11 protein-coding genes and 2 pseudogenes are annotated in these 15,005 nt (G+C 60.6%); 6 read left to right on the top strand and 7 right to left on the bottom strand.

The features are described from left to right. Nucleotides 1-10 precede the first annotated feature (10 nt). Nucleotides 11-2,239, bottom strand: a pseudogene (locus DJ564_RS20795) (Ig-like domain-containing protein). A 35-nt stretch (nt 2,240-2,274) separates the two neighbouring features. Continuing rightward, a pseudogene (locus tag DJ564_RS20790) lies at nt 2,275-3,601 on the bottom strand (hypothetical protein). A 295-nt stretch (nt 3,602-3,896) separates the two neighbouring features. Here DJ564_RS20790 and DJ564_RS20785 point away from each other — a divergent pair. The 5 genes from DJ564_RS20785 (at nt 3,897) to DJ564_RS20765 (ending at nt 9,973) form a co-directional block, all read left to right on the top strand. Then, nucleotides 3,897-5,345, top strand: coding sequence for a HAMP domain-containing sensor histidine kinase (locus tag DJ564_RS20785; protein ID WP_109632921.1), 1,449 nt, complete (start codon nt 3,897-3,899; stop codon nt 5,343-5,345). A gap of 254 nt (nt 5,346-5,599) precedes the next feature. Further along, nucleotides 5,600-5,953, top strand: coding sequence for a hypothetical protein (locus tag DJ564_RS32880; protein ID WP_371922092.1), 354 nt, complete (start codon nt 5,600-5,602; stop codon nt 5,951-5,953). Then, on the top strand, nt 5,950-6,981 hold the full coding sequence (locus tag DJ564_RS20775) for an SCO family protein (RefSeq protein WP_109632917.1): 1,032 nt from the start codon (nt 5,950-5,952) through the stop codon (nt 6,979-6,981). The genes DJ564_RS32880 and DJ564_RS20775 overlap by 4 nt, the downstream gene beginning before the upstream one ends. Nucleotides 6,982-7,083: 102 nt before the next feature. Next, nucleotides 7,084-8,577, top strand: a complete 1,494-nt coding sequence (locus DJ564_RS20770; protein ID WP_109632915.1) for a sensor histidine kinase — start codon at nt 7,084-7,086, stop codon at nt 8,575-8,577. Continuing rightward, entirely contained in the window at nt 8,546-9,973 is a 1,428-nt protein-coding gene (locus DJ564_RS20765; protein WP_109632913.1) for a sigma-54 dependent transcriptional regulator, read from the top strand. Before DJ564_RS20770 ends, DJ564_RS20765 begins: the two co-directional genes overlap by 32 nt. A 3-nt stretch (nt 9,974-9,976) precedes the next feature. Here DJ564_RS20765 and DJ564_RS20760 read toward each other — a convergent pair whose 3' ends face one another. Further along, complete coding sequence (locus tag DJ564_RS20760) at nt 9,977-10,363, bottom strand: hypothetical protein (protein ID WP_109636146.1); 387 nt, start codon at nt 10,361-10,363, stop codon at nt 9,977-9,979. Nucleotides 10,364-10,542: 179 nt separating this feature from the next. Between DJ564_RS20760 and DJ564_RS20755 the strand changes: the two genes are divergently transcribed. Continuing rightward, nucleotides 10,543-11,349: a bifunctional 2-polyprenyl-6-hydroxyphenol methylase/3-demethylubiquinol 3-O-methyltransferase UbiG gene (locus DJ564_RS20755; RefSeq protein WP_109632911.1), complete on the top strand. Its 807-nt coding sequence runs from the start codon at nt 10,543-10,545 to the stop codon at nt 11,347-11,349. Nucleotides 11,350-11,484: 135 nt separating this feature from the next. Here DJ564_RS20755 and DJ564_RS20750 read toward each other — a convergent pair whose 3' ends face one another. From DJ564_RS20750 to DJ564_RS20735, 4 genes are all read right to left on the bottom strand, one after another. Further along, nucleotides 11,485-12,177 (bottom strand): GNAT family N-acetyltransferase, encoded by a 693-nt coding sequence (locus DJ564_RS20750; protein ID WP_109632909.1) that lies wholly within the window; start codon nt 12,175-12,177, stop codon nt 11,485-11,487. Nucleotides 12,178-12,292: 115 nt separating this feature from the next. Next, the gene (locus DJ564_RS20745; protein WP_109636144.1) at nt 12,293-13,084 is read right to left on the bottom strand and encodes a ChbG/HpnK family deacetylase; all 792 of its coding nucleotides are present in this window, start codon (nt 13,082-13,084) and stop codon (nt 12,293-12,295) included. Then, complete coding sequence (locus tag DJ564_RS20740; RefSeq protein WP_109632907.1) at nt 13,056-14,273, bottom strand: GNAT family N-acetyltransferase; 1,218 nt, start codon at nt 14,271-14,273, stop codon at nt 13,056-13,058. The genes DJ564_RS20745 and DJ564_RS20740 overlap by 29 nt, the downstream gene beginning before the upstream one ends. Nucleotides 14,274-14,277: 4 nt before the next feature. Beyond that, nucleotides 14,278-14,967 (bottom strand): N-acetyltransferase, encoded by a 690-nt coding sequence (locus tag DJ564_RS20735; protein WP_109632905.1) that lies wholly within the window; start codon nt 14,965-14,967, stop codon nt 14,278-14,280. Nucleotides 14,968-15,005: the final 38 nt, after the last annotated feature.

Here is a 15,005-nt window from a genome sequence, read left to right as displayed (position 1 = left end):
TGGGCGAGACTCAGTTGGAGATAACCGTCACGGTACGCACGGTGCCTTGGGATGAGCGGATGGTCGCCGTCGGATTAGCGGACGGGATCACCGTGGTGCTGTTGTTCACCGACAACCTCCAGCGACCGGTCACTGGCACCGTGGTGCTGCCCAGCGTGACCAGCCGGTCGGGGTGGTGACCTGTACGGTGATGGTGTTGCCGGTGATCACCGATGAGGTGCCCGCAAAGTCCCGGTGAAGCGGTTATGGAGCGGGCCGACACCGCTGCCGTGGTCACCGTGAAGGTTTTCCGCAGCAGGCCGTGGCGAGACGCACCGTGACCGTCGCCGGTGTCGACAGGGCGCCGAAGCTGTCCCGGGCGATGTAGGTGAAGGTCGTGGTGAAGGCCGTGGTGACCGTGGCCGGTGGGGTGTAGGTGATGACGGTGCCGTTGGTGCTGACGCTGCCGCGATTGGTTGCCGGTTGGGTCAGGCTGGCGACGGCGAGCGGCACGTTGCCTTCCGGATCGGTGTCGTTGGCCAGCACGTTGATCGGTATCGCCACACCCGGGTCGCGATGCTGTCGGCGACGGCCACCGGAGACTGGTTAGGCGCCACGGTGATGGTCACGGTCGCCGGAGCGGTCGAGGCCGTGCCTTTGACGTCTTGAGCCTTGTAGGTGAAGGTCGTTGTCAGCGGTGCAGTGACCACGGCTGGTGGGGTGTAGAACCACCGACGTCGTGCCGCTCAATGCCACGGTGCCTTGCCCGGCAGCCGGCTGGGTCAGCGCAGTGATGCTCAGCGGCGTGTCGCCGTCGGGGTCACTGTCGTTGGCCAGCAGGTTGAGGGTCAGCGGCACACCGAAGCTGGTGCTGCCGGTGTCGGCGACCGAGAGTGGTGCACGGTTCTCACCGCTTTCCGGAGCAGTCCCGACCACCACGACAGGCTCGGTATCGCTGCCGCCCGAGGCGGATTTGACCGTGACGGTAGCCGGTGGCTGAGTCAGGTCGGCAATGGTCAGTTGTTGCAGGGGTGCCGGATTTCGACAGACGTCCGTAACCCTGCACGACCATGTCTGGCACCGCCACTTCGTCGGACGAGGAGGCCTCGATCAGCAGGCTGTTAGTGCTCCAGTTGTAGCGAGCGGTCTGGACTTTCACTACGTCGGTGACCTTGCTCGACACTGCCGTCGACCGGGTGGTGCTTAGGGTTGGTGGCGGTGACCACCACCACCGGAGGAACGGTGGAGCCCGTCAGGCGCTGGCCGAAGAACTGGCCATTGCTGTCGCCGAGCATGTTGGTCAGGCAGGGCGACTGCGGTGGTCCGACCACCGGGCCACGGTTTCGCGGAAGCACAGGCTCGAGCCGTTGGTCGATTTGCCAAACACTTCTACCCGGGTACTGCTGGTGCCCGGCCTGACGAAGTACGGCGGTAAGTGGCGCATGATTTCCACCGGGGTTTGCGCACGGCTGTCGAGGACTTTGCCGGACACGGTGAAGAGGGTGGTCTGGATGGTCCCAGTAAGCCCTTGCACACGCAGGAAGTTGTTATTGAACGGACTGCCGGTGACCGCTTCGGTAAGGTTCGGATCGCCGACGAACGTCTCGATGGCGCCGGTGTCCGGGTTCACTTCGGTGTAGGGGCCGTTGACGCTGCGCAGGAAGGCCCGACGTCCCCGTTGAGGGCTCCCGAGAAATTCCCCGGTGCGCCAATGCCGATGTCGCGGGTGATGTTGATCGCCCGACGGCCCGGCGTGGTGACGTTGACCGTTTCCACCCCGTACGGGTGGGTGATGGTGTAGGTCCGGCGACAGGCACGTTCACCCGCAGACGAATCCGCGCGAAGCTTGCCCGGTCGCCGTCGACAGGGTTTTCCGCCGCGAATGCCGCTTCGATCCCGGCCACGTAGGCATCCACGCCATAGCCTCCGACATCATTGATGCTGGTCTCGGCGAGGAACCAGAACGTTTCCGGTGGCCAGTTATCCGGAAACACCATCGGCAGGGTGTCGTCGAAAACCCAGGTTCCGGATTGAGGATGCACATGTAGGCAGGCGCCCGGTGCGCCGGCGACCGGAGCTGGTCGCCCGCGACTGGCACAGTTCCAGCGACAGCAGATTGTTGTCCTGATACCACATCGGGAATTTCCGGTGGCGAAGGTGTAGGGGCCGGGGTCGACGGCGTTGAGCTGCGCGAAAGCGCTGCCGGACAGCGATAGAGTCAGTCCCGGGCGTTGAGCGCCGGGCGTGGCAATTTGTTCATGATGCCTCCTGATGAGGATCTGGGCATGAGTGCGTTCATTGCACGATGACCACTTCTTCGGTGTCGCTGCCGCCATTGGATGACGTCACTCGAACCTGGCCGGTGGAATCGGCGAGATGCCGGTCGCCGGGATTTCACTGCGCCGTCGCCGCTGAGAGAGCCGATGGCAACACCCGTTCCGGAGGTGGCCGTGAGGACCGGCGGCGATGTCTCATCGCTGGTCGAAGCCACGATCGTGATCTGTCCGGTGCTCAGGCTGTACTGGCCTGCGAGATCACCACCAGTCAGTCAGCGCCATGGGTATCGTGGTCGGCGTGCTGGTGGGGATGGCAAGTGGTTGTCGGCGGTCACCCGCAAGGTGCTCGGCAATGTCGGGTTGGTGGCGGACTGGGCGTACCAGTGGCCGGTTGTGTCGGCTTCGGTCAGGTTCAGCACCGGACTGTTGCTGTCCGGGGTCACGGTGGCCGGTGGAGGCGGGGCCATGACGAATACGTCCCGCTGCGCTACCGGAGCGCTTTCACCGGCCTTGCGCGAGTAAGTGCTGCGCTCGGCAATGATCGGGGTGGGGCGAACCACCGTCGACAACTTGCCGGAAATGGCCATGACCGTCGTGCGCAAGTCCAGACCGTTAGGCCCTTCGATGCGGATGTAGTTGGTATTGAAAGGGCTGCCGGTGAAGGCTTCTTCCGGGTTCGGATCGCCTACGAATTGCTCGGTAGACCCGGTGACCGGGTTGGTCCGGTGTAAGGGCCATTGACGCTGCGCAGGAACGGGCCGATGTCACTCTTGAGGGCGCCGTCGTAGGTTTTCGGCGTGCCGATGCCGATGTCGCGGGTCATGTTGATGGCACGAGTTCCACCGGCAGGAACGTCAAAGATATACGACGCCGTAGGGGTGGGTGATGGTGTAGACGCCGGCGGTGGGCACATCCACCCGAATGCGGATGCGGCCAAAACTGACTTGGTCACCTTCTTTCGGTTCTTCAGCGGCGAAGGCGGCTTCCACGGCGCTGACATGGGTCAGGTCGATGCCCCGTGCGGCATCGACGATGGAGCCGTCGCCGGTGAACCAGAACGCCTCATCGGGAAAGTTGCTCGGGAAAACGATCGGTTGCGTGTCGTCGAAAACGCCGGGTCGCACCCAGCAGGCACATGTACGAAGGAGCGCCGGGAGCACTCCGGGACTCACGAACTGAGCGCCTTGGACAGGCACAGGTCGAGGGTTCGACCATGGAGTCCTGATACCGGGCGGCGAACGAGCCGTTGGCGGGCACATAGGGGCCGGGTCTACGGCAAACAGCGCTGCACCGGGCAACACCTTGGGCGAGAGCGCTGACGACCAGAGTACTGCCGTTTTGGACAGTAAAGTGCATGAGTATTCCCTCTATCGAAGTACCTGCCCGTAGGGATGGGTCAGTTGAGAGGGCTTCGGCAACTTCCATACCAATCTTGAAAACGGCAGGGAGAGGCCCGCAGCGAGGCGTGTAGCGCGCAAACGGTTTCGCGTCGCCGAGGGGCGCGAGCAGGCGATTGTCCCCAGCATTGGGGAGGTGGGGGCAGTGGGGTGTGCGGGGAATCGGTGGGGGGACAAAACCGATGTCGGGCAAAGACCAGACAGTGGGCTATAACCCTATAGGGACTTTCGGGGAACAACGTCCATGACCAGTCAGACCACAGCCCTCCAGAAAGAAGAGGGCGATGTCCACTTGAGCTCGCGCAAACAGCCGTTCAATCTGCTGCGCTGGTTCTCGCTTATCAGCATGGCGGTGATCGGCACGGTGGCCGTGGCGCTGGGTGCGGTGTCGACGCGCTTCGTGATTACCGAAAGCGTGCAGCGCGATGCGTTGCTCACGTCCCAGTTCATTCAGGCGATTGCCTCGGCCGAGGTGCGCCATGTCTCGATCCCCAACGTGCGGACCATGGGCGAGCTGCTTGACCCGCGTAAAGACAAGGACTTTCCCGACGTAGACCCCATGGCCCGGGCCAGTGCCCGTGGGGAATTCCTCGACCATATCGAGCATTTGCCCGACGTGATCCTGGCCAACATTTATGCCCCGGACCGCATGGTGATCTGGTCTACCAACCCGGCGCTGATGGGCACCACGATCCATGCTGACGAAGACCTCGACCAGGCCTTCTCTTCCAAGACCCCGGTGTCGGCCAGTTATCACAGCGTCGACAAAAGCCGCATGGAGCAAAAGTTCGTCACGCCGCCGGACTACATCTTTATCGAGAACTACATTCCTTTGTTCGATGCCGACGGCAATACCGTGACGGCGATGGTCGAGATCTACAAGGAGCCCAGGGACCTGATCGACCGCATGGAGCGTGGCCTGGTGCTGATCTGGCTGGCCACGGCCCTGGGCGGCGGACTGATTTATCTGGGGCTGTACTGGATCGTGCGACGGGCAGCGAATTTGCTGGCGACCCAGCAAAAACAACTGATCACCAACGAAACGTTCGTGGCGCTCGGGGAGATGTCATCGGCGGTTGCCCATAGCCTGCGCAACCCGTTAGCGACCATTCGTTCCAGCGCCGAACTGGCCTTGGAGTTCGACACCGGCCCGGCCCACAAGAACATCAACGACATCATTGGTCAGGTGGACCGCATGTCGAAGTGGGTCAGGGAATTGTTGCAGTCGTTACGCCCGCTCAATGACGAAGCCGAGCCGGTGAACCTGGTGGCGGCCCTGCATGACAGCCTCATGGCTTTCGAGCATCAGATTGCCAAGGCCGGGGTGACGGTGGTGTTCGAGCCGCAGGAGACGCCGATGGTGCTGAGCCAACAGGTGCAGCTCACGCAGATCCTCAACAGTCTGCTGGCCAATGCCGTGGAAGCGATGGATCGGGGCGGCACGCTGACCATCACCCTGGAGCCGACCGATACCCGGGGGATTTGCGTGGTCGTGAACGACACCGGCAAAGGCATGAACGAAGAACAACGCCGGATGGTGTTCCGCCCATTCTTCACCACCAAGCAAGGCGGGCTGGGTGTCGGGCTGGTGTTGGTGAAGCGGATCATGGAGCGTTTTGGCGGCGCGGTGAGCCTGGGCAGTCGTGAAGGTGAGGGCACGAGTGTCCGTCTGTCGTTCAAGCGGATTCCCTGAAAATGGGTGCGAACTTTCCCCGCTAGCGGGTGTCAGGACCCAATCGTTTTTACCAGTCATGGCAAATTTTTTTGATAAGCGATTATTTTTTAACGCATTAATGATTTTGTATAAAGCTGTTGCAGGTATGGCGAGGTCCTTGCAGATCCATCACTACCCCCTTCAAATCTTCGAGGCGGCTGGTGATGGACATAATCGCGCGGCGTCCCTTCAAGTGGTTCGATCCCCCGACACCTTTGAGCGATCTCCTGACAATGACGCTCGGCCCCGCGACGCTGCGTGCAAGCCTGATCGATGACGAGCGACAGCCAGAACCTTCCGTCCACATCCTGCCGCCTGCCGTGCAGACCCGTTTCAACTACCCCACCAATGGCAAGCCGAGCCCGCTGTTTGGCGCTCAACCGTTCCCCAGCCATGCCAACGCCTTTTTCTTCCACGGGCAGTATTACGACTATCGCTGGCCGATCCAGCTAGCCGGTTACGACAGCATCAACACCGACGCCCAGGATCCGCCAAGCCGGGATGGCATGAGCTACGTCAACTCCGCCGCGTTGCCAACCTTCCGCAACGGCGATGGCTTCGGCCCACAAGTGGCGGTGAAAAAATGAAGCGCAGCAGAGCCGACACACCCGTGCATACGCCGCGTTCCCGCGCCTTGGGCATGCACCTGATTCTGGTCGTGGTCACCTGTCTGTTGGCCCTTCAGGTGCTGCTCGCTCACGAAGGGAAGCTGTCGCCGACGGAATCGGCGACGCCCTGGGGCAGCGATTACTTCCCAAACACCCTGCTGACCGATCAGGACGGTCGGCAGGTGCGGTTCTTCGATGACTTGATCAAGGACAAGGTGGTGGTGATCAATTTCATATTTACTACGTGCAGCGACTCCTGCCCCCTGGAAACCGCGCGCCTGCGTCAGGTGCAAAAATTGCTCGGCGACCGGGTCGGCCAGGACGTCTTCTTTTACTCCATCAGCATCGACCCGCTCAGCGACACGCCCGAGGTGCTGAAGGCTTACGCACAACGCTTCAAGGTCGGGCCGGGCTGGAAGTTCCTGACCGGTGAATTCGAAGCGGTCACCGATCTGCGAAAAAAACTCGGCCTGTTCATCGAAGGCGTCGACAACGGACGCAACAAGGACCACAACCTGAGCCTGATCGTCGGCAACCAGAGCACCGGTCGCTGGATGAAAGCCTCGCCGTTCGAGAACCCGTGGATCCTCGCCGATCAGTTGGCCAACACCTTGCAGAACTGGAAGAAAGCCAGTGTTGGCGAAAGTTACGCCAATGCGCCCGAGATTCGCCCGCCAAGCACTGGCGAAGAACTGTTTCGCACTCGCTGCGCGTCGTGCCACAGCTTGGGGCCGCAGGACGGGCAGGGCATCGGCTTGCGCAGCATCGGCCCGGACCTGATTGGCGTGACTCGCCAGCGCGACCCGGCCTGGCTCAGCCGCTGGATTCGTGAACCGGACCGCATGCTCGCGGAAAAGGACCCGATCGCGATGGAGCTGTTTGAACGTTTTGACAAGATCCCGATGCCCAATCTGCGTCTGGATGAGAACGCTGCGCAGTCAATTATGGGGTTTTTGCAGGAAGAAACCGATCGCCAGCAACCGCTGCAAGCGGCGCAGTCGCAATAGCGGCGAAATACTATCAGTGAAGCCGTCGACCACGATCAATGCGACCTACACTGATCCGAGACACGGCTGAAAAGGCTTGATGCACTTAGCCAGGACACTCCCATGCAGACGCTGGAACAACAAAAGATTCCTGCGCCGGACACGCCGGCAACAGGGGGACAAAGCCGGCGCGGACAGTTCAATCTGCTGCGCTGGTTTTCCTTGGGCAGTTTTCTCATCATCGCCGCCGTGGCGCTGGGGTTGGGTTATGTGTCCACGCGTTTTGTCGTCGATGAGAGCATCGAGCGTGATTCGATGCTGACGGCGCAGTTCATTCAGGCCATTGGTGATGCGGAAATTCGCCATGCCGGCATCACCCGCAAAAGAACCATGGGCGAGATGCTCGATCCGCGCGATGACAACGCCTATCCCGACGTAAATCCCGACTCCCGTGCAGCGGCCCGCATAGAGTTTCTCGATCATGTCGAGCACTTGCCGGACACGCTGTTGGCGGTGGTGTACGCACTGGATCGCACGGTGGTCTGGTCGACCAATCCACAGATGATCGGCATGCGCATCGACGGGGATGAAGAACTGGACGAATCTTTTGAAATGAAGGAACTGGTGTCCACCAGCTACCACGAGGTTGACGACGAGCGTCCTGAACAGATACTGCTGCGTGAGCCTGAGTATCTGTTCATCGAGAACTACATCCCGATGTTCAATGCCGACAAAAGCAAAGTCATCGCCATGGTCGAGATCTACAAGGAACCGACGGATCTGGTGGCGCGCATACAGCGCGGCTTCAAGGCGATCTGGCTGGCGACCTTGCTCGGCGGTCTGGTGATCTACCTCGGGCTGTTCTGGATCGTGCAGCGTGCGTCCAAGTTGCTGCAGAGCCAGCAGAAACAGCTGATCACTAACGAGACCTTTGTCGCTTTGGGGGAAATGTCCTCGGCGGTCGCCCACAGCTTGCGCAATCCGCTGGCGAACATTCGCTCCAGCGCCGAACTGGCCCAGGACATCGCCAGCCAGAATGCGCAGAAAAACATCGGCGACATCATCAACCAGGTCGATCGCATGTCGCGCTGGGTCCGGGAGTTGCTGGTGTCGTTGCGGCCGATGAATGACGACTTCGAAACCGTGGACCTGGTACTGGCCATCGATGACACGCTCAACGCTTTCGATGCGCTGATCAAACGTTCGAACGTGGAGGTGCGCTTCACGCCGCAGACCTGTCCACCGGTCGTCAGCCAACAGGTGTTGCTCACCCAGATTCTTAATAGCCTGTTTGCCAATGCCCTTGAGGCCATGCCCAACGGCGGCTTGCTCAGTATCGATATTGAGCACCCCAGGTCCGGTCAGGTGCGGATGGCCCTGAGCGATACCGGCAAAGGCATGACCAAGCAGCAGCAACAGATGGTCTTCAAGCCGTTTTTCACCACCAAACAGGGAGGGCTGGGCGTTGGCCTGGCCCTCGTCAAACGAATAATGGAGCGTTTTGAAGGCTCGGTCGAACTGACCAGCCAGGAGCAGGAAGGAACCCGCGTCTGTCTCAATTTCAAAGTGGCAACGGGAGGGGAATATGGAGCACAGCATACTGCTGGTCGAGGATGATGAACTCCTGGCCGAGAATATTCAGACCTACCTGGAGCGCAAAGACTTCGAGGTGACGGTCTGCCACTCGGCTGAAGAGGCGTTGGATAAACTGGGTACGTTCACCCCTGATGTGGTATTGACCGACAACTCGCTGCCGGGCATGAGCGGCCACGACTTGATCCAGAAGCTGCGCATCAGCGCGCCGGATCTGAAAGTGATCATGATGACCGGCTACGGCAATGTCGAAGATGCCGTGGTGGCGATGAAAGAGGGCGCTTTCCATTACGTCACCAAACCGGTGGCTTTGCCGGAGCTCAAGCTGTTGCTGGACAAGGCCCTGGCCACTGATCGAATGGAGCGCACGCTGTCGTTTTATCAGGAACGCGAGGCGCAGAAGTCAGGCGTACAGGCGTTGATTGGCGAATCGGCTCCGATGCAATACTTGAAAAACACCATCGCCCAGTTGCTCGACGCCGAGCGGCGCATGGCCAACACCGACCTGCCGCCGGTGCTGGTGGAAGGCGAGACCGGGACCGGCAAGGAACTGGTGGCCCGGGCCCTGCACTTCGACGGTCCGCGCGCCAAAGGCCCGTTCATTGAATTCAACTGCGCATCGATCCCGTCCAATCTGGTGGAGTCGGAACTGTTCGGCCACGAGAAGGGCGCCTTCACCGACGCCAAGGACCGTCGAGTCGGCCTGGTGGAAGCGGCCGATGGCGGCACGCTGTTTCTCGACGAAGTCGGGGAAATGGACCTGCTGCTGCAAGCCAAGCTGCTGAAGCTGCTGGAAGACCGGACCATTCGCCGGGTCGGCTCGGTGAAGGAGCGCAAAGTCGATTTGCGGGTGATCAGCGCGACCAACTGCAACCTCGAACAAATGGTGCAACAGGGCAAGTTTCGTCGAGACCTGTTCTTTCGCTTGAGGATTATCTCAATCAAGGTTCCGCGCCTGTATGCCCGCGGCGCCGACATCCTGCTGCTGGCCCGGCACTTCCTGGCGATCCATGGCAAACGCTATGGCAAACCGAATCTGCATTTCAGCGATCAGGCTGAAGACTTGCTGCTCAGCTACAGCTGGCCGGGCAACGTGCGCGAACTGCGTAACATGCTCGAGCAAACCGTGCTATTGGCGCAGAGCGATACGATTGCCGTCCATCAACTCAACGTGTGCCTGAGCCTGGTGGACGATCCGATCGTGCTGCAGGAACCCCAGCACCACGAACCGCGACCGGCCTACAACGGCACCGAGTCGATGAACCTGCCGGAAGTCGAGCGCGACATGGTGCGCAAGATGCTCGACAAGACCGACTGGAACGTCACCAAATCCGCGCGGTTGCTGGGCCTGAGCCGCGACATGCTGCGTTACCGGATCGAGAAACTTGGCCTCGCGCGCCCGGACAAACGTCAGTGGTGAGGCTTATTGCAACGTCGCCCCCTGGCGGATGAGGCATTCGAGCACGCATGAGGGGTCAAGGACCTCTTCGTTGACATAGACGCCGTGTACCGCGTCGTAGGAACGGATGAAGACGCGAACGGAGGCATCCGCGACGGTCGGCAACCTTGAGTCGTAGAACTCATGCTGGCTGGCAATCGGGATGAAATCCCGAGGCGCTGTCGGGATGTACGACCGAGGCGGCACTGTGCTCAGAGAGGGTGGCACCGGGTGGGCGAAAGGCTGGTCGGCCCCGTAATAATTGAAATCACTGCTGTAGTCGGTGGTGGGCGTCAGGGAGTCGTCCGCATGGGCGCCGGTAATGGCGGTCAGACTGAGGGCGAATACCAGGGTCAGATCAGTTGTTTTCATGGCAGCACCTGCGAAATCGGTTTTCCCGCACTTCCCCAAGGCCATTAACTATAGCTGCCGTACGGGCACGCGTTCGTGATGCCCGGATTACAACATTCCAACAAACGCTCAATGGGGTTTTTCAGAACCCTGATCTAGACTCGTGCCGGTCAACAAAGCCCCGACGCCTGGAGTGTGCAATGGAAATGCCGACCAAAGAAAACGCCATCGCCAGCAACCGCGATGCCTGGAACGATTCCGCCCGACACCACAAAGATTCCCCCGATTGGCAGGCCCTCGTGAAAGCGGTCTGTCATCGCGATTTTTCCTGCATCGATGACACACTCCGCGGTGTGCTGGAGCAGGTCGGCGTCGATGGCAAAGACGTGGTGCAACTGGGCTGCAACAACGGGCGGGAAAGTCTTTCGCTGTTTGCGCTGGGTGCTCGCAGCGTGGTGGGCGTCGACCAGTCCGGGGCGTTTCTCGATCAGGCGAGAGAACTGGCTGGCCTCTCACCGCATGAGCCCGAGTTCATCGAGGCCGACATTCATCATCTGCCGACCGAACTTCATGATCGCTTCGACGTGGCGCTGATCACCATCGGCGTCTTGAACTGGATGCCCGACATCGGCGAATTCTACCGCCATGTCGCGCAGACCCTCAAGCCCGGCGGTGCGTTGGTGGTGTACGAAACCCATCCGTTCCTGGAAATGTTTGACCCCGAGGCCGCCGATCCCTATCGCCTGGAGAGCTCGTACTTTCGCAGCGAGCCATTCGTGCAGGACCAGCCGATCGTCTACGAAGGCAAAGTCGACCAGCAAGCCGCGTCGTCCTACTGGTTCGTCCACACCCTGGGCGCCATCTTCACCGGAGCGATTGAGGCGGGGCTGCAGATCAGCCACTTCAAGGAATACCCGCATTCCAACCGCGAGGAAGTCTATGACCGGTATGAAAAGCAGACGGCGCAGTTGCCGTTGTGTTTTACGCTGGTGGGGGTGAAGCGCTGAGACCGAGTCGCGGCCATCGCTAGCAGGCTAGCTCCCACATTTGAATCCCGCCGAACACAAATGCCGTGTGCGCTGAAGATCTCTGTGGGAGCGGGCTTGCCCGCGATAGCTGCGACTCGGTCTATGCTCCGGTCATCAGGCGCTGGCCGCCCCCGTCACCACTGGCCGTCCCGGTTTGCGCAGCGGATCAAGCCGTGAGCCGGTGTAGTGGGTTTCGCGGTAGAAGCGCCAGCGGCCGAACAGGCCGTAGACGTGGGTGACGCGACCTTGTTCGTGATAGCCCATGCGGATGTGCAGCTTCAGCGCCGGGATGTTGTGGGTTTCGCAGACGTCCACCACCTTGTTGCAGCCCTGGGCCGCCATTGCCGCCCAGAGGTTTACCTGAGCATCCACCGACAGGCTGGTGCCGAAGTAGGGGCGGGACATTTCGCCGCCGAACTCGAAAAACTCACCAGGTTTGACCGGGAACCAGCAGCCGTAATAGTGACGGTCGTGGTAGTCGCGGATGCTGCCCCAGATGAACGCAATAGCGTGGCCCTCTTCGTCCAGATACATGTGCCCGGTGTGACCCTCGGTGGCGAGTTCGGCCATGGTCTCGACGCGGTCACCAAAATTCTTGGTAAAAGCGATGGCGTTTTCCGGGGTGATGGTCACCATGCGTAGGCCCGAATAGGGACGCAGTTTGTGCGGCTGTACCGGGCTGACCAGGTCACGTTCCATCCATAGAAGCTCCCAATGGAAGAACACGTAGCGTTTCCACAGCGTGTTGAACGTGCGGCTCAAGCCCTTTTGTTTTATGCGTTCGCGAAGCTTTTGGATGCTGCTCATGATGCTCTCCTTAGCCTAGGCCAGGGTGTGGGTGGAAACGCTTTTGTTGTGTATAGATCAAGCTTGAAAGTTCATATCAAAGCGCCAGCTCGGAATATGTTGCAACGTATGTAACTCATTCGAGGGCGGCTTCACCCGTCACCAGATGGCGGTTTGCAGCGCCGTAGGAAACCCGCGGTACACCGTGCAGGTGCCGCTCTAGAACAAGGGTTAGCGACTCTTCTGCGGGCAAGTAGGCATCACCGAAATCCGCGCCCAATTGAGTCGGATGAGCCATGATTTCCAGCAGACCGTCGGTCGGCATGACCTCATTGCGCAGGTCCATCGGATTACACATATAATCCGCGGTCGCACCCGCCAGGCTCTGCAAACGATTATTCAGCAAGGTCTTGAACACACGCTTGGGCAAGCTCAAGTTATGCCCCAGATTGCGCGCAACGCGCACGGGCACACCTTGGCTGGCGGCGAAGCGGGCGACGATTTCCCCGATGGGCCAGATGTTGTGGACGTGTTGATGGGAATCGATGTGGCTGGGCCGTACGCCGTTATCCACGCAGCGTTGCCATTGCGCCTTGAGTTCCTCCAGCACCGCATCACGGTCCCGGCGGCTGAGCCAGAGACGGTGGCGGGGCAGGTTGAGATCGAACACTCCGTTGCTGTCGCAGAAGTTCTTTCGCGCCAGAATCGACTGGCTCAACGGACGCCCGTAGGTGAGGTTGAAATGCAGGCCGATCCGGTCCTTGAGCAACGGATGCTGGGCCATGACGCACGCCGCTTCGAAGGCCGGCATATTGGCCATGGCCGTGGCGGAGCTGATCACCCCAGCCTGGAAGGCTCCGAGGATCACCGCGTTTTCGCACGGGCTGAGACCGAAGTCGTCAGCGTTGACTATGACTTGGTGAGGCATGGTCGATCTCCCTGTTTGTGTCGGTTGGCGCAGCCGCTTTGACCACCGGGGCGACGGGGGCCGGTTTGGCAACAACGGCTGCTGCCGCACGTTTGGCTCGCCGTTTCAGCAGCAAGGGTTTGAGCCGCTGCCAGAGTCTCAGGGCCAGGCCTAACGCCAGGCCGCTGGGGCGCCAGGAATAGAAACTCCAGCGCCAGTGTTCCAGTTGCCCGGTCATGCGTTCGTGGAGTTGATGACTGGAGTTTTCCAGGCTCACCCGCGAGGCGTCGATCCAGCGCCAGTGCTCGTCCAGTCCCCAGCGAATCCACTCTTCGAGCAATACCCGACCGCTGCCCAGATCGGCGTATTGCGGCAGGAACGCCAGGTTGTAATCGTACAGTCGGCCTTGCTCCAGCAGCCCGAGGCGGTAGCTGATGCAGCGCCCGTCCAGTTCCAGCACCACGACCCGCACCAGCCCCTGTTCGGCGAGGGCAGTGAAGGCACGGTCCATCCATTGTCGGTGGCGTTCGTCGGCGAAAATCCCGACGCCTTCATCACCCTTCCAACTGACCGCTTCGACTTCACTGATGGCCTGCAACAACGGGCCCATGGTCGACGCATCGGGGGTGATCCGCCGAACGACAGCGCCACACGCCGCAATGCGTTTGCGTGCGCGGCGCAGTTTGTAGCGTGGGTCACCCGAGACTTCCTGATGGTCCGTGTCGCTGATCACGTGCACCGGCACCCGACAGCTGAGGCGTCGTTCGCCGGTCGAACTGTGGGCCATCCACTCGGTCAGCGCGCTTTCTTCGCCGACCGGTTCCGACAACTCGTTGAGTTGCAGCAGGGCATGGGGCAGCTGTCGACGGATCTCGATCAGTGCCTTGCGGATATTTTCCGAGTCCGTTTTCGCGAGGAACGCAAGGCGGTCGGCGAGTGGATAGCCAAGGTGATGCAATACGCGAAACGGCAACCTGGCGAAACGTTCGACTGAGGCCACCAACGGCAAACACAAGACCAGCTCATTACCCTGCCAGCCGAGCAACACATGCAAGCCTTGTCCGGTGGACAGAGCCTGTTCGGACGCGCGCATCCAGGCCAGGGTGTTGAACGGCGTGTGGTCCGTCACGCGCAAACGCAACGCTTCATAAGCCGTTTCCGGGAAGTCGGCGGCGCACAACGAAGTGCGCCATTCGAATCGTGCTGCCATAAGGTCAGGTCACCGCTTCTGTGGCAGGTTCACGGGCCGGTTTGCGCAAGGCATCCAGGCGTGAGCCGCTGTAATGGGTTTCGCGGTAGAAGCGCCAACGGCCAAACAGCTCGTAGACGTTCATGATCCGCCCTTGTTCCTGGTATCCGGTGCGTATGTGAAGCTTGAGAGCAGGGACATTGGTGGACTCACAGACATCCACCACCGTGTGGCAGCCTTGGGCCAACATGGCTTTCCACAATTCCGTCTGCAGGTCCATCGACAGCGCGGTGCCCCAATACGCGCGGGTCAGTTCGCCGCCGAATTCGAAGAATTCACCTTCTTTCACCGGGAACCAGCAGCCGTAATAGTGCTTGTCGTAATAGTTGCGTGCCGCGCCCCAGATGAAGGCCACTGCGTCACCCTTGTCGTCCAGGTGCATCTGCCCGGTATAACCTTCGCGGGCCAGCTCGGCCATGGTGTCCACGCGGTCACCGAAGTAACGGGTGAAGGCCACGGCGTTCTCTGGGGTGATGGCGACCAATTGCAGCGGTGGGTAAGGCCTGAGTTTGTACGGCGGTACCGGGCTGACCAGGTCGCGCTCCATCCACAACAGTTCCTGGTGGGAAAACACGTAGTGTTTCCAGATTTTTTTACCGGTGGCACGCCAGCCTTTTTGTCGTATGTGTCGGATTAGTTTCTGCAATACGCTCATGTTATTGACTCCTGACGGTCTGTGCCGTGAGTGGAGTG

The sequence above is a fragment of the Pseudomonas sp. 31-12 genome (assembly GCF_003151075.1).
Taxonomy (GTDB): domain Bacteria; phylum Pseudomonadota; class Gammaproteobacteria; order Pseudomonadales; family Pseudomonadaceae; genus Aquipseudomonas.
Note: the sequence above shows the minus strand (reverse complement) of the source record. Positions and strands in the feature narration are given on the sequence as shown.

Coding starts and splice junctions, on each gene's coding strand:
- DJ564_RS32880 (WP_371922092.1), top strand. CDS start 5,600: ATGACGCTCGGCCCCGCGACGCTGCGTGCAAGCCTGATCGATGACGAG.
- DJ564_RS20775 (WP_109632917.1), top strand. CDS start 5,950: ATGAAGCGCAGCAGAGCCGACACACCCGTGCATACGCCGCGTTCCCGC.
- DJ564_RS20740 (WP_109632907.1), bottom strand. CDS start 14,273: ATGGCAGCACGATTCGAATGGCGCACTTCGTTGTGCGCCGCCGACTTC.
- DJ564_RS20765 (WP_109632913.1), top strand. CDS start 8,546: ATGGAGCACAGCATACTGCTGGTCGAGGATGATGAACTCCTGGCCGAG.
- DJ564_RS20760 (WP_109636146.1), bottom strand. CDS start 10,363: ATGAAAACAACTGATCTGACCCTGGTATTCGCCCTCAGTCTGACCGCC.
- DJ564_RS20745 (WP_109636144.1), bottom strand. CDS start 13,084: ATGCCTCACCAAGTCATAGTCAACGCTGACGACTTCGGTCTCAGCCCG.
- DJ564_RS20755 (WP_109632911.1), top strand. CDS start 10,543: ATGGAAATGCCGACCAAAGAAAACGCCATCGCCAGCAACCGCGATGCC.
- DJ564_RS20735 (WP_109632905.1), bottom strand. CDS start 14,967: ATGAGCGTATTGCAGAAACTAATCCGACACATACGACAAAAAGGCTGG.
- DJ564_RS20750 (WP_109632909.1), bottom strand. CDS start 12,177: ATGAGCAGCATCCAAAAGCTTCGCGAACGCATAAAACAAAAGGGCTTG.
- DJ564_RS20785 (WP_109632921.1), top strand. CDS start 3,897: ATGACCAGTCAGACCACAGCCCTCCAGAAAGAAGAGGGCGATGTCCAC.
- DJ564_RS20770 (WP_109632915.1), top strand. CDS start 7,084: ATGCAGACGCTGGAACAACAAAAGATTCCTGCGCCGGACACGCCGGCA.